An 18,530-nucleotide genomic window follows, 5' to 3' on the forward strand; every position below is an offset into this window, starting at 1 on the left:
CCGATCCAGCTTGCTTCGACGCTTAGGATGGTTCGGCACGGCTGCGCTCCTCCGATGACAGGGACGAGCAATGTTAGCGGATCATGCCAGCCGCGAAGCCTCACCAACAGATTTTGCTGACATGCCCGGTTACTTCATATACTTCATTAATTCATATCTTTTAGATTGAAAGGATTTGAATCCACTGCAGCATTGACCCCGTTGCCCTTTTGGAATTCATCGAATTAGGGGTGAATTAACGCGCGTTTCTATTCATGTTTTTCGTAAGTTCCGGCTAATGGGATTGGCGGAATACGAGATCAACATGAGAATGGGAAATGGGGCCAACGCCTAGTTCTTTGGGGGGACGGCACACGCGGGGGGAGTTATCTCGCCTCTCGCCCGTCGCGGCTGGGGGGGGCTGCTGGCATGAGCTTCACCCCTCCTTGGCTGACCGGAACCGACGCGCAGCTTGCCACGCGGTTCTTAAAGACGCTGCAAATCCCTGAAGGCCCGAAGGCCGGTCAACCGCTGACGCTGGTTCCGTTTCAGGAGCAGTTTGTGAACGGCGTATTGGCGGCGGAGATCAACGTGGCCTGCCTGTCCATCGGACGCGGCAACGCCAAGACCGCGCTATCGGCGGGGATCGCCCGCGGCTCGCTGATGGGGGTGTGGGACAAGCAGCCCCGCCGGGACATCCTGCTCGCCGCCCGCAGCCGGGATCAGGCCGCTATTGCGTGGAACTTCGTCGCAGGGTTCGCGCAATCGCTGCCCGAGGAAGAACGGGCCCAGCTCCAGTTCCGCTGCGCCCCGCGCCTTGAGATCGAATACAAGGGCGAAGGCGGGCCGCACATCCTTCGCGCCATCAGCGCGGACGGCAAGACGGCGCTTGGCTCGGTCCCGACGCTGGTTCTGATGGACGAGCGCGGGCATTGGCCGCTCGACAAGGGCGATGATCTGGAACACGCGCTGCTGTCCGGTCTGGGCAAGCGGGGCGGCAAGGGCCTGCTCATCTCGACCTCAGCCAGCACCGACACCCACACCTTCAGCCAATGGCTCGATAACCCGCAGCCCGGCGTTTACATCCAGGAACACCGGCCCCCGCCAAGCCTCCATGTGGACGATCTGCCATCGCTGGAGGTCGCCAACCCCGGCGCGGACCACGGCATCGGGTCGAGCCTTGAATGGCTGCAAGGGCAGGCGCGGCGGGCGAACGCGCGGGGCGGGTCCACGCTCACGAGCTTCCGCCTCTACAACCGCAATGAGCGGGTCAGCGGCGAGGCGCGGGACGTGCTGCTGACCGCCGACGAATGGCTGAACTGCGAAGCGGCGGACCTGCCGCCGCGTTCGGGGGAGTGCATCGTCGGGATCGACCTTGGCGGCTCCGCGTCCATGTCGGCTGCGGCCTATTACTGGCCTGCCACCGGGCGGCTGGAAGCCCTCGTCACTTTTCCCTGCAATCCCGGCCTTGCGGATCGCGGCGCTGCCAACGGCGTGTCGGGCCGATACATCGAGATGGAGAACCGGGGCGAGTTGAACACGATGGGCGACAAGACCGTGCCCGTCGCCCTGTGGCTCAAGGAGATCATGGGTCAGGTCGAGGGCGAGAACGTCTCCGCCCTGACCGCCGACCGTTACAAGCAATCGGAACTCGCCGAGGCGCTGGACCGCGCCGGGGTCCGCTTCCCGGTCGTCTGGCGTGGTCAGGGCTTCCGCGACGGCGGCGAGGATTGCGAACGCTTCCGCCGCGCGGCCTACGATGGAAAGGTCAAGTCGCGCCCGTCGCTGCTGCTGCGCTCGGCTTTCGCTGATGCCGTGGTGCTGCGTGATCCTGCGAACAACCTGAAGCTGGCGAAAGCCCGGTCCACGGGGCGCATCGACGCCGTTGCCGCGACCGTGCTTGCCGTCGCCGAGGGCGCGCGGTGCATGGGGCGTCCTTCTCGCAATGCGAGCGCCGCGACATGGGCGTGACGCATCCCCGCTATTCGCGCGCCATTCTGCGAACCGAACGCTGGAAAGCCGTTCGGCTGCTGGCGAAACGCCGCGACGAATGGAAATGCGTTTCTTGCGGGTCCGTGGATCGGCTGGAGGTCGATCATATCCGCCCGGTTAGGAATGCGCCCGAAAGGGCTTTTGATCTGACCAATCTGCAAACGCTCTGCTCGGCCTGCCATTCGCGCATGACGCGGATTGAGGTCGGCATGGGCACACCCAATCCCGCCCGTGGGGCGTGGAAATCTGCCGTGCGGGATATGATGCCGGCGAAGCATAACACAGGAGACAGGAATGCTTGACAGTGTGAAGATCGCGCGGCGGCAATCGGAAATCCGCCAACAACTGGCCGGGATCGTCGGAAAGGAAAACCCCTCCGATGAAGAAACCCGTTCGATGGAGGCGCTCGATGCCGAATATCGGTCGAATGAAACGCGCTACCGTGCGGCGCTGATCGCCGAAGACACCGAGCGCCGCAATGCGGGCGACGAACTGGAAACGCGCTCGGGGCGCGAATGGGCTGATATGGTCGCGGGCTTCGAGCTTCGGCAGGTCGTCGCGGCCCTGGAAGAAGGCCGCAGCCTTTCCGGGCAGACGGCCGAGATCGTGCAGGAGATGCGCTCGCACGGCGGCTACCGGGGCATCCCCGTGCCGCTGGCCGCGCTGGAACAGCGGGAGTTGGTCGCGGGCACCACGACGAGCGGCGACGTGCCGTAGCCCGTCACCATCCGCCCGCTGATCGACCGTATCTTCCCGGCGTCGGTCGCGTCCCGTCTGGGCGGCGAGGTCATCAACATCACGCAAGGCGCGGTCGCCATCCCGGTCGCCACGGCGGGCGCGATTGCGGGCTGGGCACCGACCGAAGGCGCGAACGTGCCGGGGCCGCAGCCCTTCGACTTCGCGGAGCGGATGCTGGAACCCGACCATACGCTCGGCGTCCACATGCGGATCACCCGCAAGGCGCTGAAGCAGGCGGGCGACGGGCTGGAACAGGCGATCCGGCGCGACATGAACGCAGCGGTGCAGACCGAACTTGACCGGGCAATCCTGATGGGCAGCGGCGCGAACGGCCAGCCCCTCGGCATCCTGCCGGGGTCGGGCAGCTACGGCATCCCCGTCACTCCTATGGGCGCGGGCGCGAGCTGGGCCGCGTTCCGGGCGGCGTCGTGTCGCGCTCATGGACGGGAACTTCGTCAAGTCGCCGGGCGACATCCGCATGGGCTTCAACCCGGAAATCTGGGCGGAGCTGAACGACGCGCTGATTGCGGGCACCGCCGTGTCGCAATGGGACCGGCTGGTGAAGCACATCCCGGCCAGCCAAATCGCGCTGGCCCCGACGCTGCCCGAGGGTGCCGCAGTCCTGACGACCAACACGGGCGGCATCGCGCCGTTCTATGTCGGCATCTGGGGCGGCATGGACCTGATCAGCGATCCCTACTCGGACGCGCAATCGGGCACCCTGCGGCTGACCGCGCTGCTGACCGCCGACGTGACCGTGGCGCGGGGGTCGCAACTGGCGATCCTGACCGGGCTGATGGGTGCGTGATGCTCTGGGGCGGTCACGAGGGCGGGCTTGAAGTCCGCAAGCGGGCATCCGGCGCCTTCGCGCTTCATGGCCGCTTTCCCTACAACAAGGCTGCCGTCCTGACGGACGGTGGCCGCACCGGGCGTCCCCGCAAGGAGGTCATCGCTTCGCGGGCGTTCGAGTATCGGGTGAAAGATCCGAAGGAGGATATTCATTTGCTGGTCGGCCATGATTACGGCCAGCCGCTCGCCAGCAAATCGGCGGGCACGCTGCGGCTGAAAGACGCCGACGACGCGCTGACGATGGAAGCCGACATTACCCCAGAAATGCAGGAAGTGTCGTGGGTCAAGGTTTTCCTTGCCGTGCTGTTCGCGGGCTTTCGCCGGGCTTTCGCCGGGCTTTCGAATTCTACCCGAACGCGCGGTGCCGGATGCGGAAAAGGTCGAGGAAGAAGACCCCTCGCTCGGCACGGCGATCATTCGGACGATCTTTGCGGCGCTGCTTTACGAAATGAGCGTGGTCACGCGCCCGGCTTATCCCGAAACCCAGAGTGAGGCGCGGAACTGGACGCCTACGGATGGCGGCTGCTATTGCCCGAGCCGCCCCGTGTGGGTCTGAACCGCAGCCTGAACTGTTGAAGGGCGTAAGTGGCTGAAACAATGCGGACGATTGAGGCCCTTCCCGAAAGCTGGCCCGTCATTCCCGAAACCGCGCTGATCCAAGTCCATGATTCCAACGGCCAGCCGGTCGCCATCGGGGATCAATCGTGGGTCTGGCAGCGGATCAAAAGCTATTGCGCCCATCGCCGGACGCCCCGCGAAGTGACATGGCTGGTGCAGGGCGACGGGATTTGGACGCCGCCGCTCTGGCCCGCGACGATTACCAAGGTCGAGCATTGGTCGAGCGATTGGGCTTCGCGTGTTGTGGACCTCTCGCCTTGGGGCGGGATCGTGCTGCGCGGCGATGCTCACAGGATCACGGCCATCGTCGGGGCTGACAATCCGGCTCCGCCTGCGGTCATCAAGGCTGCGGCGCGGCTGACGAACTACCTGATGCAGCAAATCGACGCGCAAGACTCCGACTTCTGGGCCACGTCCATGCGCTGGATCGTCACGCCCGAGATGAAGGACGGCGAAACGGCCCCCGGCCACAAGACGCAGGAAAGCTATACGCGCCCGGCCGATTGCATCGCCAAGGCGCTGCAAAACTCGGGCGCGGCCGATCTGCTCCGCCCGCATCGGAGGGCGAACTGATGGGCATCCTTGATCTGTTCAAACGCCGCGAACCCGTGATCGAGAAGCGGGCTGCGGCGATGGGCTACACGGCCGATCTGATCGCCGCACGGGCCGAATGGCTGGCGGGCACGTCGCGGGTCGCGGAACTGACCTCGACCGTTCAAAGCTGCGTCAGCCTGTGGAAGGGGCCTTCGCGCTTGCCGACGTGGAGGGCACCCGACTGCTCACGCGCAAGACACTGGCCATGTTCGCCCGCGCCGTCGCGTTGCGGGGCGAAGCCATGTTCCTGATCCACGAGGATCGGCTGTTGCCGGTCAGCGATTGGGACTTGTCCACCCGCGACGGCGCCCCGCGCCTATCGCGTCACCATCAGCGAGGCGGGCGGCGGGCGCTCGGAGACGGTGCTGGCAGGCGAGGTCTTGCACGTCGCGGTCGGAAGCAGCCCCGTAACGCCCTGGGCGGGATCGCCCTCGCTCCACAGGGCGAGCCTGTCGGCAGGGGTGTTGCAGGCGGTCGAAGGTGCGCTGGCGGAAGTCTATCGGGACGCGCCCATCGGCTCGCAAATCGTGCCCTTCCCCGAAAGCGGCGAGAATGACATGGCCGCGCTGTCCCGCAGCTTCACAGGGCGGCGAGGGCGCGTCCTGCTCCGCGAATCCGTGAACGTGACGGCAGCGGGCGGGCCAGCCCCCGCGCAGAACTGGAATCCCGCCAGCATGATGCCCAACATTCAGGGCATGATGCCGCTGGAATCGCTGCAAGCGGCCCGCGCGGGCGCGCTGACGGCCTTCGGCGTCCTGCCGGCGCTCTTTGTGGACGCGGCGCAAGGGACGCTGGTGCGCGAAGCGCAGCGCCATCTGTGCCAGTGGACGTTGCAGCCCCTCGCCGAGCTGCTCGGCGAGGAAGTGACCGAGAAGCTCGGCGTGCCGGTGATGATTGACACGCTCCGCCCCGTGCAGGCCTTTGACGTGGGCGGCAGGGCGCGGGCGCTCGGGGCCATCGTGGACGCAATGGCGCGGGGCAAGAAAGCGGGCCTTTCGCCGCAGGAGTTGGGCGCAGCGCTCACGCAAGTGAATTGGGGGCCAAACGATGGGGCCGCTTGACGCTAACCGCGTTTTTCTCGCGCTCCAGCGCGTCTTCGCGTTCGCGCTGTCCATACAAGTCAACGCGCGAGCATCGCGGCAAGTGACGCGCACAGCGGGGTGACGCTATGTGCAGACGCCCGCCCGGCTGACGTGCTGCTGATGCGCTTGGCGAATGATCTTGGTTGAGGCTGGACGCGCCTCGGGCCCTGGGTATCAGCCCAAAGCGTCCCCGTTAGTCGGACAGTGGGCAAACGCCGACAGGACGCGGCTGGGTGTTCTCCCCTGGCGCGGCGTCGAGGACCGGGGGAGTCGGACCCTCGGCCCCATCATTTTGCACTATGCAGGTTTGTTGATGGGTGCTTGCAACAGCGTTTTATTTTTAGCAGAAAAATCAAAAAACTAAAAGAAAGAATGGCGGAGAGGGTGGCCGCCTTAACCGACTGATGCCGACGTATTGCGACTGCTATATGGAGGATATTTCAGTAAGTTATAAAAACCACAGTCCTGATCAGTCGACTTGTGTCTTAATCAATCGCATCTATTTCTGTGGGGAAGGATGCCGATTGTGGGGAAGGATGATGGCACAAACGAGGGAACTGACAGCCCTAGACGTGAAACGCTTGCCCGCCCCGGACAGACCCAAGATGGTCGCGGTTGGCGGGGTCACGGGCCTTTATCTGAACATGACGCCAACCGGGGGGCGGTCGTGGATCATGCGCACCACAATAGGTGGCAAACGCCGTGACGTGGGGTTGGGCAGCTATCCGACCGTACCCCTCTCAGGAGCGCGCGAGGCAGCGCGTGACATGTTGGCGCAGGTTCGGCTGGGCACGGATCCGGCAAAGGAACGGCAAGACGCGAAGGCGAAGCTTGCGAAGGGGCAGACGTTTCGCGCCGCCGCCGAGGATTACCTATCCCGCAAGTTGGTGGAGTTCGATAACCCGAAACACCGGCAACAATGGCGGAACACGCTCGAAAAATATGCATTTCCAACGCTGGGCACTATGGATGTTGCCGCGATTACCTTGCGGGACGTGCTGGCTGTACTTGAGCCGATATGGGCAATTAGGACGGAAACGGCCTCTCGGTTGCGCGGGAGGATCGAGCGTATTCTGGACGCGGCCGCAGTTGCCGGGCACCGACCCGAGGATGCTCCGAACCCGGCGCGTTGGAAGGGCGGGCTGGAACTACTGCTTGCAAAGCGATCCAAGGTGCAGCGGGTGGAGCATCACCCTGCTTTGCCGGTGCAGCGGCTCCCGGCCTTTTGGCGAGCCCTGGCAACTCGCAGGGGCGGCGGTGCGGACGCCCTGCGATTTGCCCTGCTAACTGCCGCTCGATCGGGGGAGGTTCGGGGAGCAACGTGGGAGGAGATAGACTTGGAGCGCGCGCTGTGGACAGTAGGAGCCACTCGGATGAAGACCAGGCGCGAGCATATCGTCCCGCTGTCGAGGGCTGCCTTGGATCTGCTGCAGGGGCTCACCAAGCATAAGGGCAACCCTCTTGTGTTCCCCGCGCCCAAGGGCGGGGAGCTGACCGACATGGCCTTTACAACGCTGATAAGAAAAATGGACGCCGGCGAGATTGCCGCGGGGCGAGAAGGATGGCGCGATCCGAAGGCGGGCGGACGTGTGGCTACGGCACACGGCATTGCTCGCTCAAGTTTTCGTGATTGGGCGGGTGATCACACTGAACACGCTCGCGAGGTCATTGAACAGTCCCTAGCGCACAGTTTGGGAGCGGTTGAAAAAGCATACCGGCGGAGCTCGGCTCTGGAAAAGCGGCGACATCTCATGCAAGATTGGGCTGATTATCTCACGAGCTAAAAACTTTCTATCTTCAATCTTTTGTTGAAGCGGCAGGAAAAAACCCTGCCGCTTTTATTTTTCGCGCAATAATCGCTTATTAACAGATTTAAGTGAATGCATCCCAGGATAGTTGGTATTGATCGGAGCCAGCAATCGGCACAGATAGGGATCAATTCTAGCCAGTGAGGTGTCCCCATGAGCCAGGAGTTCCACATTCGCCGAACAGGCCACACCGCTATTCCGCCGCGCATCCGGGATCGCGACGATAAGCAGCCTCAAGTTCATCCGGAATGGATGACGGATCGGCAAGTTGCAGCATGGTTGTCCTGCCATAAATCGACGGTTTGGGATATGGCAAAAAAAGGACGTTTGCCCAAACCTTACAAGCTTTCCAACGGAATGTCTCGCTGGCTGTGGTCGGAGCTGCAGAGCTGGAAATCGCAGGTGGTAGCATGACCGATATAAGTAAGCTTGTAAACTCCAAGCTGTCGCCTGATGAGTTTAACGCCCAAAAGCAGCGCTTTCTGTCGCAAGCGAGTTGGCAGTCCAGATTTGTCAACACGTTAAGCGCGATGGCTGAAAGGGCGACGCTCATGGAAGCTGTCGAATATTATAAAGTGTCTCCCGCTAAGAAGGAGCAGCTAATAGAATTTCTACGCCAAGAATTTATCTGGCAAGGAAGAAAAGTTCCCCGCAATTGGTTGATGCCACGGAACTGGCCGCATCATAAGCAACCTAAATCCCTGCGTTATCGACGGCGAGAGGCGCTGCAGTTATATGATTATATGAGAGTGGCGCGCAACAAGAAGCAATCTCGCTGCCCTTAATCCCGTACGCGCAAGAGCGGCTCCGTCTGGGGTGGATTTAAGCTGTCGGGATCCTGGGTTAGCATTCAAATTCAAACACGAAGTAAAACCGTAATGCCTCTGCTCGCCTTCGCGTGCAGGAAGTCAGAATAGAATAAATGCCTCTATGTCAACATGAGGGTATGTGGCATGAATGCTCAGCCGCAGTTTGCGATCAAGGAACCCGCTGATTTTGCCGCGTCAGTTTCCATCCTGACATCAGTGCGGCCGGCGCGGATCAGTAAGGCATTCTATCTCAATCCGGACGGAGATTTGGTGAAAGAGCCCGGCGGCAACATGACGCGCGGAACCCAAGAAACACGACTGGTCAACAACCTTGACGATCTGGCTGAGATCCCATTAGCGCTGACGCCCGCACAGGCGCTGACCTATGGGATCCCACGGAACGGAGCGCGCGATGTTTACGACAGAGCCACATTCGATCGGTTGGGCGACGCGACTGGAGCAACAGCCCGCACAAAGGAAATGTACTGCTGGCCGTCCGGAGGCGGTGTCCTCATGTTGGACTATGATCCCCAGAACGACGAACAGACGCTTGACCGTGACCAGCTGGTTGCAGCGATCCGAGGAGCCGCGCCCGGTCTCTCGGATGTGGCTGCGCTTTGGTTCCCCTCTGCCGGTTCATGTATTTGGCACAGGAACGTGGAGTTGCGCGGCGTCAAGGGACAACGGTTGTGGTTCCTAGTGCATGATGCCGCCGACATCCCACGTGCCGGCAAGGTCTTGGCGGATAGGCTGTGGCTTGCAGGACATGGCTATTTCGCCGTGAGCAAGTCCGGCTCTCTGCTCGAACGAACCTTGATTGACACGAGTGTTTGGCAGACGAACCGCCTGGACTTTGCAGGTGGATCGGAGTGCCGCGGCGGCCTGGAGCAACGACGCGGTAAGCCGGTGCGCGTACCAGGGGCTGTCGAGGTGATCGATACGCGGATTGCGCTGGCTGAATTGACCGAGGCTGAGCGCAAGCGTGTGACAGCGCTCAAGGCGGCAGCAAGGGAGGCCATGCGGGGTGCTGCCGACATGCAGCGCAGCACCTTTGCGGCAGAGCGCGAGGCGGCTGCTGTTGCGGCGGCAGGCTCGGACCTAGCGGCGCAGGAGGCGGCTCGTGCCTCTGTCAGGCGAGCGCTCGCCGGTTCATTGCCTCATAACTTTCCGTTGCTGGTGGAGATCGAAGGGCAGCGTGAGCCAGTACGGATTACGGTTGGCGAGGTGCTGGCAGAACCGGAACAATGGGACGGATTGAAGACCCGGGACCCATTGGACCCAGAGGCGTATGGGGGACAAGCCACCGGGAAGCTGTTTCTGATGCAGCCGCAGCCTGCGCTGTTCAGCTTTGCGCACGGGGGCAGCCGTTGGCGCTTAGAGGGACGGCGCGCAACCGTCCGGATCGCGGCGGGCAGAATGAACGACGCGGTTAATCAAGTGGTGGAAATTCTGCGGAACGATCCGCTCGCTTATGATTATGGGCCAGACCTGGTTTTTATTGACGATGGCAAGATCCATACGATGTCCGAAGCTTTGGCCAGCTATTATATCGGAGGAAAAGTTGCATTTGAGAAGTATGATGGTCGTTCGCGCAGTCATGTTCCCTGCGATCCGCCAGGGAACATGGTAAAGCAACTCTTGGCGCTGAAGGAGGCCCGTGGGTTGAAGCGGCTGGAGGCAGTCGTGACCGCGCCCGTCATCAGGAGAGATGGAACGGTTCTAGACCGACCGGGATATGACGAACGGACACGGTTGTTCTTGGACATGCCGAAGACCTTGCAAGGGCGAGTAAACGATAGTCCGACGCTAGCGGAAGCCCACAAAGCGCTTGTAACCCTGATGCAGCCCTTCCGAGACTTTCCATTTGTGAACGAACTGGCCCGCGGCGCGATGCTCGCCGCGCTGCTGACAGCTGCGGTTCGTCCAGCCTTGCGGTCTGCTCCAGCATTCGGGTTTGAAGCTCCGGCTCGGGGAAGCGGCAAGACCCTGCTTGCGCAATGCATTGCGGCGCTTACGGGTGATGAAAGTGAAGTGTGGCCGCACGTTCGGGACGAGGATGAGATCCGTAAGCGGCTGGTCACGATTGGGCGTACCGGACGGCGCGCAGTGGTGTGGGATAACGTGGTCGGCACGTTCGACAGCCCGGCGCTCGCAGCGTTTCTGACGGGGTCTGCCGTTGCCGATCGAGTTCTAGGAGTGAGTGAGTATGCGAGCTTCCCAAATCGCTGCCTTATGCTGATGACGGGAAATAACATGTCGCTGGTTGGCGACATGACACGGCGAGTGATCGTGTCCCGCATTGATGCAGGAATGCAAAATCCCTTTGCCCGGCGCTTTGACCTGGACCCCCTCACCTATGTGCGGGAGAACCGGCAGGAAATGGTTGTGGCTGCGTGCACGTTGATCCGAGCCGCGCTGCTACATGGAGAAGCGGCCAGCCCTAATCGCGTGGCGTCATTCGAGGACTGGGATGATCTGGTCAGGCAAACGGTACTGTGGTGCGGGAAGCAGTTGATGGCCGGTGAGTATGGCGATCCAATGCTGCTGATCCTGCAAGCACAGGAAAATGACCCTGAAGAAGATGCTGTTGAACGTCTTTTTTGTGCTCTGAGTGAAATTTTTGGCGAAGAAACGTTTCTTTGCAATGACGTCTGCAAGCAAGTGGAAGAATTTGGCCTAACTGTTGGAGGGACGCCGCAAGGGATGTTGGTTGAAGCTGTTCGCGAGATATCGCCAAAAACGATAAATTATGACAAGATTAATTCAGTGTCTCTCGGGCATGTGTTAAAAAATCGTGTAGATCGGGTGGCTGGTGGGCTCAAGCTGCTAAAATGGGGTAAGAGTAGCGGAGGTGTGCGCTACAGTATAAGAAAAGTCTTCTGAAATATTGTGCATAAATGATTACGATGTGGGAGAGAAAGATGATGGTGACGTTACTGATGGTAGTCTACCCTTGGCGCGGAAACTGTCAGGTGATGTGCCATATATGGCGGATGATGGAAAACACCCCCTGAAACGTCACGATCGTCACTTGTCAGTTTAGCGAGCACCCACTAAGGCTTATCGGCGCCTTGACAGGACCCTTGAGGGACTATCTGTCTGACGCTCACTTGGTATAATACCTTCGTCAATTGGAATGGCGCGTGGAGGCAGATGTGTCCCTAAAGAACGGCAGAAATAAGGACGGCAGATTTGCCAAGGGTGCACCCGGCCGGCCGAAGGGCGCGGTGAACAGGACAACTCGGATTGCTCAGTCTCTACTGGACGGCGAGGCCGAGGGACTGACCCGCCGGGCGATCGAACTTGCGCTTGGCGGGGATCCCACGGCCCTGAAGCTTTGCCTCGATCGCGTGGTACCCGCGCCCAAGGGGCGCCACGTCGATTTCCCGGTCCCCGCATTGGAGACGCCTGCCGACGCCGTGGCTGCCGCGGGCGCAGTTGTCCAGGCCGTGTCGCGCGGCGATCTGACGCCGGGCGAAGGTGCGCAGGTCATGGGTCTGATCGATGCCTACCGGCGGACATGTGAAACCGCGGATCTGGCCCAGCGTCTGGAGCGTCTGGAGGCAAGCCTGGGATGATCACGCGGCGACGCCTTAAGCGGCTGGAAAGCCGTGCGGATCAACAGCGGAACGGGGCTGCCTCGCGGCTCTCAGAGCGTGATCAGGCCCGGAGGCTGCTGGCGCGGCGGCTTGGGGTCGAGCTACCAACAGGCGAATGTCTACCAGAAAGTAGTCGCGCTGCGTCACCATCCTTGACGAACGTCCCAGCATGCGAGCTTCTAGCAGCGTTTTTGGCTGTACGTGAGAAAGAGCCAATGTGCTGTCTACCAAGTGGAGGAAGTGCATGACCAAACGCTTAGGGGAGAAGCGTCGCTAAACTATACAACAGCCCGTCAGCCCGAGTGCGACCATGTCTGCTGCCCAGTATAATGGGACCACAGAGCGACAACAGGATCGATCAGCCACTGCACCCACACTGGACTTGCCACATCACGAAGACGGTGATCGGCAGGCCACGTCAACATTGATGGCCTATCCCCAACGGGTAAGGGGCAGGGGTGACTAAACAACCGACGTAGCCCGCTCCAGCACGAGAGCAGCGTTGATCAACCCGCCGCCCTTGACACATCCAAAAATAGTGAAAACAAACATCTCTTAGGAAAAGCTTCCCACTTAACGAGCGACGTCCTGCAAACCAGAACTTTCGGGTATCATACTGCAAAAGGCCAAGTATTGGAAATCTCATTAGCAATAAAGAACATACGCCGCATTACTGATATGCCTTATTTACCCATCAAGCCTATAACGATTTTGATAGGGCGGAATAGTGCGGGCAAGAGTACGTTTCTTAGGGCGTTACCCCTCATCCGGCAGTCTGTGGAGACACCTTCCAGCGCCCCAGTTTTGTGGTACGGGAAGTATGTCGATTTCGGAGATTTCAAGACTGCGGTTCAGGGGGCGACCGGACGGGATGAATGTGCCTTTAAGTTCAGGGTTCAGGGCTTATTTATCGACCCCCGCAAGATATATCGATATGGTACGCAACTTCCGCCGACAAGGATAGAAGACCTAGAGGTTCAATACGTAGTATCTGCTTCGAGAGATGCCACGTATCTCAAAGGTATTAAGCTCGCAATCCCAAATGAAGATATCGATGTGGATATCGCCATGAGAAAGGGCTCGTCGGATTATCGGCTTCTGCTTAACTCTGAGGACGTGAGCCGGTTCACAAGTAATTACGAGCAGTTCGTAAATCCGGGTTCCCTCTTCGCAGTTCCTGCATATGTTTCTAAATCCAAAGAGCGAAGGGCGTTCCTTTCTACCTACGATCTGATATTCGATCAGCTACTGACCTACCTGAAAGGAAAGGCCGACAAGCGATTGAAGGAAAAGACGCTTCGAGTGGAAGCTCGGCGCATTCTTGAAGGCGGCCCTATATCCGACGCTACTCTGGAACAGCTTCAGAATTCGGCGACTACAACCGCAATGACTGATTTTTACCGCCGTGCACGCCAGTCAGCGGACGAGAACTATAAAGAACTGTACCGGATCGCTCGGTTCGCCAGAGCTATGCGCGTGCTTGAAGCTCTTGAGGAAGTTTTAGAAACGTATTTTCGAGGAACGACCTACATGGGTCCGGCAAGAGCCGCGAGTGAAAGGTACTACAGAAATCAGGAGCTCGCCGTCTCTGAGATAGCGCCGTCTGGGGAGAACTTCCCGATGTATCTCGCGTCGCTTCTAAAGGGGGAACGACAAGACTTCTCCGACTTCGTAAATAGCATATTCGGCTTCGGTGTTAACATCACATCCACCGAAGGGCACATAAGTATTCATGTGACAACAGACACCGGTAACGTAAATGTCACTGACACGGGTTATGGTGTTTCCCAGATACTTCCAGTCTTAGGGGTCCTGTGGTCGATTGCCCGTGGGTCCGCGATACGGCAGCAGCGGCAGATGTTCTCTCGTGGAGGACATCGACTTGTTGCAATTGAGCAGCCGGAGCTTCACCTGCATCCGGCTCACCAAGCTAAACTCGCCGATGTTTTCGCTGCGATTGTTGAGCGCGGTGACAATGATGGGCGCCGGAATATCCGACTAGTGATTGAGACGCATAGTGAGGCGCTTATAAACAGGCTGGGTGAGCTGATCGAACAAGGGCGCATACCTTCTGACTGCGTGGAGATTGCCGTATTCTCTGCGGACGATGATCTCAACTCGCCTCCTATTATAACTTCTGCATGGTTCAACTCGGAGGGGGTCCTTAAGGGCTGGCCGCACGGGTTCTTCAATTATTCATGATACTCTATTTTGATGACGGATTGCGTAATTGGTCGCCAGATCTAAACGATCGGATTGAAGAGGCTGTGATCCGCCTTGTCGACGCGGATACTAGAGGAGATCACTATTTCATTCTGCGACGACCAGAGGCGACCTGGCTGCTGGAAAACTTCGCTTGGCCAAACTACGTCAGGGCGAGGATTGATAGACTGGCAAAACAATATGCTTCACGGGGTGATTTAATCCGCTCTGATAAAGTTCAGTGTGTTATTGTGGAGGGTAGTTCAGGGTTTCAGAGGAGGGTTGGTCAGCGACTGTTTGTAGGCATTGAGTTCCTGTGTTTAAACAGCTTTGTTACCTCGAAGACCCGCCTTGTTGTTGAAGACATCGGCATAGATGCTGAATTGCATAAAGTAGCTTTAGATTTCTCTCGGCGGATCGTCGGGGGTCCTAGCTTTAATTTCGAACCCATCCATTCCGGCGGAAATGGGATGGGGAAAGTATTCGAGCATGCCGCGGTGCACGGGTATTTTGTCGCGGCGATCGCCGATAGCGACCGCGTAGTACCGGGTGGAGCATTAGGAGCCACTGGAAAAGGTCTCTTGTCATGCCGGGATCGTTTGTATGGTAGAGATGATTGCTTGGTTATTGCCGATGTCCTTCCATGCCACGAGGCGGAAAATGTTCTTCCGCTTTCGTGCGCTGTTATTGCTGGGCACGCGGACAATCCGCTCGTGCGGGCGGTGAAGGATATCGAGCAGCGGAGCGGCGTTGGTGTCGGGCACGACGCCTGGTCCTATCTTGACTTAAAAGGTGGCTTTGATGGTGCTAAAACCGCAGATAAAGTGATTAATGGTGAGCTTCCGTCATCGGTGTTAGAGTGGTTTAGCGGATTGTTTGCATGTGAGCAGGAGCAGCTAGATACTATAAAAATACAAGGTCTTGGTCCTCGGTTCGCATCTGAATTGCTCAACTCTGGTCGAGCTATGGCAGAGTTCCATAGGAGATCTAGAGACGATACTTGGACGGAGAGATTTGCGAGATTTTACGAGGATTTCATTTGGTTTATGGCTGCGCCCACGGCAAGGCAAACATGAGCTGAGCGGCAACTACCTGTAAGGCGTATGAACTTGCTGAAAGCTGCTTCAGTCCACCTCCTTCCTGCCTAACTTCCAGGCGGTCAGGTCTTTTGTCTGTTCTATGCTCCGGAGGCGGTGCGGTCAGCTGACTGACCTGAGGGACGCGCAAGTTAGCCGGTTTGAACACCTTTCTTTCAAAGGGCTCGTGTGAGCGTTGGCCTCGCTGAAGAGCCCTGCGATCGTGGGTGCCGCTCTGCTGATTGTTTAAGGCAAGGTGGAAGGCTAGACGGTGTGCTTGCTTGCTAAAGTCGAGTGGTGAGGGTGGCACATGCGCTCACAGAGCCCCACAGCGGCCACTGAGGCCTCTCGCGCACGACGATCACACCTTTCGGCTCCTCGTGACCAGGCGTACGGGATGCCGTCCCGTGAGTGCTTAATAGAGCTTCCTGTACCTTTGTAAGGAGAGTGCCGTAGGATCGATCCGGCTCCTAGTGTCTCTGAAAGCTACGTACAAAGCCCCGCCGATAGGGGCCTGCTGCCGTGGACGTGTCATCATGCCTGCTTGAGCGTGGGGCGCGCGCTGCTTACCGTCGTCACCGTAACGCGAGGCACGTAGGGCGGCGTCTGCGGGAAGTCTAACGAAGCTTTGGAAGATTGAATGAACGCCGTTGAGATTGAACAAGCCATTTCCGAGCTTGCCGAGCAGCCGTTTGACCCAGGCGAGTTTCCCTACGCCTTCCTCCTCGCCTTCGGGAACAAGGAAACAACGCTGAAGCGCCTACGCACTGGCGCTACCAATAAATCCGATCTCGGCGGCGTGCTCCAAACAAACAACATCCATATCGCGACCTGTGCGGCAGGTCAGGTGGCACCAACGCTTGCCGCGCTGCGTGAGAGCCCGGCCACAACGCGCGCCAAGGCCAAGTTCATCCTCGCCACCGACGGCACGGACTTCGAGGCGGAGGACCTGAGCAGCGGCGAAACTGTCGCCTGCCGGTATGTTGACTTCCCGGACCACTTCGGCTTTTTCCTGCCGCTTGCCGGGATCACCACCGTCAAGCAGATCCGCGAAAGCGCCTTCGACATCAAGGCGACTGGTCGCCTTAACCGCTTGTACGTGGAACTCCTGAAGGACAACCCTGACTGGGGCACCGCAGCGCGCCGCCGCGATATGAACCACTTCATGGCGCGGCTCATCTTCTGCTTCTTCGCTGAAGACACCGACATCTTCCCTGGTGAGCGGATCTTCACGACCACCATCGATCAGATGAGCGCTAAGGACGGCGCAAACACGCATGAGGTCATCAGCGCAGTCTTCCAAGCGATGAACACCAAGGTGGCTGATCGAGCAGCTGCCGGCACCCCGCGCTGGGCGGATCGGTTCCCTTATGTCAACGGCGGGCTCTTCTCCGGCAACACCGATGTGCCGAGGTTCTCCCGGATTGCGCGCTCCTACCTGCTGCACATCGGCAATCTGGACTGGACCCGCATCAACCCCGATATCTTCGGCTCGATGATCCAGGCCGTTGCCGACGAGGACGAGCGATCGGCGCTTGGTATGCACTACACGAGCGTACCGAACATCCTGAAGGTGCTGAACCCGCTGTTCCTAGATGATCTGCGTGCGGAACTGGAAGCAGCAGGCGAGAGCCCCCGCAAGCTCCTGAACCTGCGCAACCGCATGTCAAAGATCAGGGTGTTCGATCCGGCATGCGGCTCCGGCAACTTCCTCGTCATCGCCTACAAGCAGATGCGGGAGATCGAGGCGGAGATCAACCGTCGGCGGGGAGAACCCCAGCGCCATACTGATATCCCGCTGACCAACTTCCGAGGGATCGAGCTGCGGGACTTTGCAGCCGAAATTGCCCGGCTGGCGCTCATCATCGCTGAGTTCCAGTGCGATGTGCTCTATCGGGGGCAGAAGGAGGCGTTAGCTGAATTCCTGCCGCTCGACGCACAGAACTGGATCACTCAAGGCAATGCGCTGCGATTGGATTGGCTGTCGATCTGCCCACCGACCGGAACGGGCGTGAAGTTCCAGGCCGATGACTTGTTCAACACACCGCTAGAACAGGCTCAGATCGATTTCGAGAACGAGGGCGGCGAAACTTATATTTGTGGCAATCCTCCGTACCTGGGAAGCCAATGGCAAAGCGCCGAGCAAAAAGAGGATCTTCGGCGTATCTTTGAGGGCCGTACAAGCAACTGGAAGTCGCTCGACTATGTAGCGGGCTGGTTTATGAAGGCCGCAGATTTTGGAGTAAGTACTCCCACAGCGTCAGCATTGGTGTCTACAAACTCAATATGCCAAGGGCGACAAGTTGAAACACTCTGGTCTCTCTTATTTGAGAGAGGCCATGAGATCTTCTTTGCTCAACAGTCATTCAAGTGGGCAAACCTCGCTTCGCACAATGCTGGCGTAACAGTGGTAATAGTGGGCATCTGTAATCGCGCTAGCGCCGTGCGCCGGCTTTACTCTCAAGGTCCAGATGGGGAGGTGACCCTCAGAGAGGTTGCAAATATAAGTCCTTACCTCATTTCTGGGCCTAATGTAATCATAAGACCTGCGACCAAGTCGATTTCAAATCTAGATGAAATGAGCTTCGGGAATATGCCGAACGACGGCGGAAACCTACTATTGTCAGTGGCAGAGGCGGCGAATGCAATCGAGCGTTACAAGGTGCCAGCTGAATTTATCCGCCCATTTATTGGATCGCAAGAATATATTCGCGGGACTGAAAGGCGCTGTATTTGGATTTGTGAAGCTGATAAAGAGAGGGCCTCTTCCAACACGTGGCTAGCTGAGAGGTTTTCTGCAGTTCGGGCGCAACGTGCGGCATCCAGTCGCCCCACAACTCAGGTACTCGCAAGCGTGCCGTATCGTTTTGGCGAAGTACGGCAAACCGGACTAGAGCGCACTATTGTGGTGCCCGCGATTAGTTCTGAGAACCGTGAAAGTTTGCCATGCGGCCTCCTTCCGCCAGGGGCGATTATATCGAACAAGTGCTACGCCCTCTACAATTCTCCTCTCTGGAATATGGCACTCATAGCTTCGCGTCTGCACTGGGTCTGGATGGCGTTGTTGCAGAACTCTGCCCTCGGAAGGATTCACTGGAGTGGTCCAGCGGGTTAAGGGCCTGCCATGACCAGGCCTGAACCCACCCGCTACCGCACGACGAACTGGAAATCCTACAATGATGGG

16 protein-coding genes and 2 pseudogenes are annotated in these 18,530 nt (G+C 59.1%); all 18 read left to right on the plus strand.

Translation table 11 applies throughout. The features are described 5' to 3' along the window. Positions 1-408: 408 nt before the first annotated feature. Complete coding sequence (locus tag H5395_RS15825; protein WP_182793524.1) at positions 409-1,950, plus strand: terminase TerL endonuclease subunit; 1,542 nt, start codon at positions 409-411, stop codon at positions 1,948-1,950. Further along, a complete protein-coding gene (locus tag H5395_RS15830; protein ID WP_182793525.1) occupies positions 1,941-2,273 on the plus strand; it encodes an HNH endonuclease in 333 nt (110 codons plus the stop codon). The genes H5395_RS15825 and H5395_RS15830 overlap by 10 nt, the downstream gene beginning before the upstream one ends. 4 nt (positions 2,274-2,277) lie before the next feature. Next, positions 2,278-2,688 (plus strand): hypothetical protein, encoded by a 411-nt coding sequence (locus H5395_RS19570; RefSeq protein ID WP_370576482.1) that lies wholly within the window; start codon positions 2,278-2,280, stop codon positions 2,686-2,688. A 123-nt stretch (positions 2,689-2,811) separates the two neighbouring features. Then, a pseudogene (locus H5395_RS19575) lies at positions 2,812-3,030 on the plus strand (phage major capsid protein); the annotation flags it as partial. A 118-nt stretch (positions 3,031-3,148) separates the two neighbouring features. Beyond that, a complete protein-coding gene (locus H5395_RS19580; protein WP_370576483.1) occupies positions 3,149-3,517 on the plus strand; it encodes a hypothetical protein in 369 nt (122 codons plus the stop codon). Further along, positions 3,517-3,771: pseudogene (locus tag H5395_RS19090) on the plus strand (hypothetical protein); the annotation flags it as partial. The gene H5395_RS19580 and the pseudogene H5395_RS19090, both read left to right, overlap by 1 nt. A gap of 148 nt (positions 3,772-3,919) precedes the next feature. Further along, a complete protein-coding gene (locus tag H5395_RS19095) occupies positions 3,920-4,114 on the plus strand; it encodes an HK97 family phage prohead protease (RefSeq protein WP_370576484.1) in 195 nt (64 codons plus the stop codon). 41 nt (positions 4,115-4,155) lie between these two features. Continuing rightward, the gene (locus tag H5395_RS15845) at positions 4,156-4,749 is read left to right on the plus strand and encodes a hypothetical protein (protein ID WP_182793526.1); all 594 of its coding nucleotides are present in this window, start codon (positions 4,156-4,158) and stop codon (positions 4,747-4,749) included. After that, positions 4,749-5,021, plus strand: coding sequence for a hypothetical protein (locus H5395_RS19100; RefSeq protein ID WP_255440744.1), 273 nt, complete (start codon positions 4,749-4,751; stop codon positions 5,019-5,021). Before H5395_RS15845 ends, H5395_RS19100 begins: the two co-directional genes overlap by 1 nt. A 213-nt stretch (positions 5,022-5,234) precedes the next feature. Beyond that, on the plus strand, positions 5,235-5,831 hold the full coding sequence (locus H5395_RS19105) for a hypothetical protein (RefSeq protein WP_255440745.1): 597 nt from the start codon (positions 5,235-5,237) through the stop codon (positions 5,829-5,831). 560 nt (positions 5,832-6,391) lie between these two features. Further along, positions 6,392-7,636, plus strand: a complete 1,245-nt coding sequence (locus tag H5395_RS15855; RefSeq protein WP_255440747.1) for a site-specific integrase — start codon at positions 6,392-6,394, stop codon at positions 7,634-7,636. A 177-nt stretch (positions 7,637-7,813) separates the two neighbouring features. Next, positions 7,814-8,074, plus strand: a complete 261-nt coding sequence (locus H5395_RS15860; protein ID WP_182793528.1) for an AlpA family transcriptional regulator — start codon at positions 7,814-7,816, stop codon at positions 8,072-8,074. Beyond that, positions 8,071-8,445, plus strand: coding sequence for a hypothetical protein (locus H5395_RS15865; RefSeq protein ID WP_182793529.1), 375 nt, complete (start codon positions 8,071-8,073; stop codon positions 8,443-8,445). The genes H5395_RS15860 and H5395_RS15865 overlap by 4 nt, the downstream gene beginning before the upstream one ends. Positions 8,446-8,613: 168 nt before the next feature. After that, positions 8,614-11,352 (plus strand): hypothetical protein, encoded by a 2,739-nt coding sequence (locus tag H5395_RS15870; protein ID WP_182793530.1) that lies wholly within the window; start codon positions 8,614-8,616, stop codon positions 11,350-11,352. A 344-nt stretch (positions 11,353-11,696) separates the two neighbouring features. Beyond that, positions 11,697-12,047 carry a hypothetical protein gene (locus H5395_RS15875; RefSeq protein ID WP_370576485.1) on the plus strand — a complete coding sequence of 117 codons (351 nt, stop codon included), beginning with the start codon at positions 11,697-11,699 and terminating at the stop codon, positions 12,045-12,047. A gap of 654 nt (positions 12,048-12,701) precedes the next feature. Then, complete coding sequence (locus H5395_RS15880) at positions 12,702-14,270, plus strand: AAA family ATPase (RefSeq protein ID WP_182793531.1); 1,569 nt, start codon at positions 12,702-12,704, stop codon at positions 14,268-14,270. After that, complete coding sequence (locus tag H5395_RS15885) at positions 14,267-15,346, plus strand: hypothetical protein (protein WP_182793532.1); 1,080 nt, start codon at positions 14,267-14,269, stop codon at positions 15,344-15,346. Before H5395_RS15880 ends, H5395_RS15885 begins: the two co-directional genes overlap by 4 nt. Positions 15,347-15,986: 640 nt before the next feature. Further along, positions 15,987-18,461 carry a DNA methyltransferase gene (locus H5395_RS15890; RefSeq protein WP_255440746.1) on the plus strand — a complete coding sequence of 825 codons (2,475 nt, stop codon included), beginning with the start codon at positions 15,987-15,989 and terminating at the stop codon, positions 18,459-18,461. Positions 18,462-18,530: the final 69 nt, after the last annotated feature.

Origin of the sequence: Paracoccus sp. MC1854 (assembly GCF_014164635.1) — a bacterium.
GTDB lineage: Bacteria > Pseudomonadota > Alphaproteobacteria > Rhodobacterales > Rhodobacteraceae > Paracoccus.

Coding starts and splice junctions, on each gene's coding strand:
- H5395_RS15865 (WP_182793529.1), top strand. CDS start 8,071: ATGACCGATATAAGTAAGCTTGTAAACTCCAAGCTGTCGCCTGATGAG.
- H5395_RS19580 (WP_370576483.1), top strand. CDS start 3,149: ATGGACGGGAACTTCGTCAAGTCGCCGGGCGACATCCGCATGGGCTTC.
- H5395_RS15870 (WP_182793530.1), top strand. CDS start 8,614: ATGAATGCTCAGCCGCAGTTTGCGATCAAGGAACCCGCTGATTTTGCC.
- H5395_RS15885 (WP_182793532.1), top strand. CDS start 14,267: ATGATACTCTATTTTGATGACGGATTGCGTAATTGGTCGCCAGATCTA.
- H5395_RS15845 (WP_182793526.1), top strand. CDS start 4,156: ATGCGGACGATTGAGGCCCTTCCCGAAAGCTGGCCCGTCATTCCCGAA.
- H5395_RS15830 (WP_182793525.1), top strand. CDS start 1,941: ATGGGCGTGACGCATCCCCGCTATTCGCGCGCCATTCTGCGAACCGAA.
- H5395_RS15855 (WP_255440747.1), top strand. CDS start 6,392: ATGGCACAAACGAGGGAACTGACAGCCCTAGACGTGAAACGCTTGCCC.
- H5395_RS19100 (WP_255440744.1), top strand. CDS start 4,749: ATGGGCATCCTTGATCTGTTCAAACGCCGCGAACCCGTGATCGAGAAG.
- H5395_RS15860 (WP_182793528.1), top strand. CDS start 7,814: ATGAGCCAGGAGTTCCACATTCGCCGAACAGGCCACACCGCTATTCCG.
- H5395_RS15825 (WP_182793524.1), top strand. CDS start 409: ATGAGCTTCACCCCTCCTTGGCTGACCGGAACCGACGCGCAGCTTGCC.
- H5395_RS15890 (WP_255440746.1), top strand. CDS start 15,987: ATGAACGCCGTTGAGATTGAACAAGCCATTTCCGAGCTTGCCGAGCAG.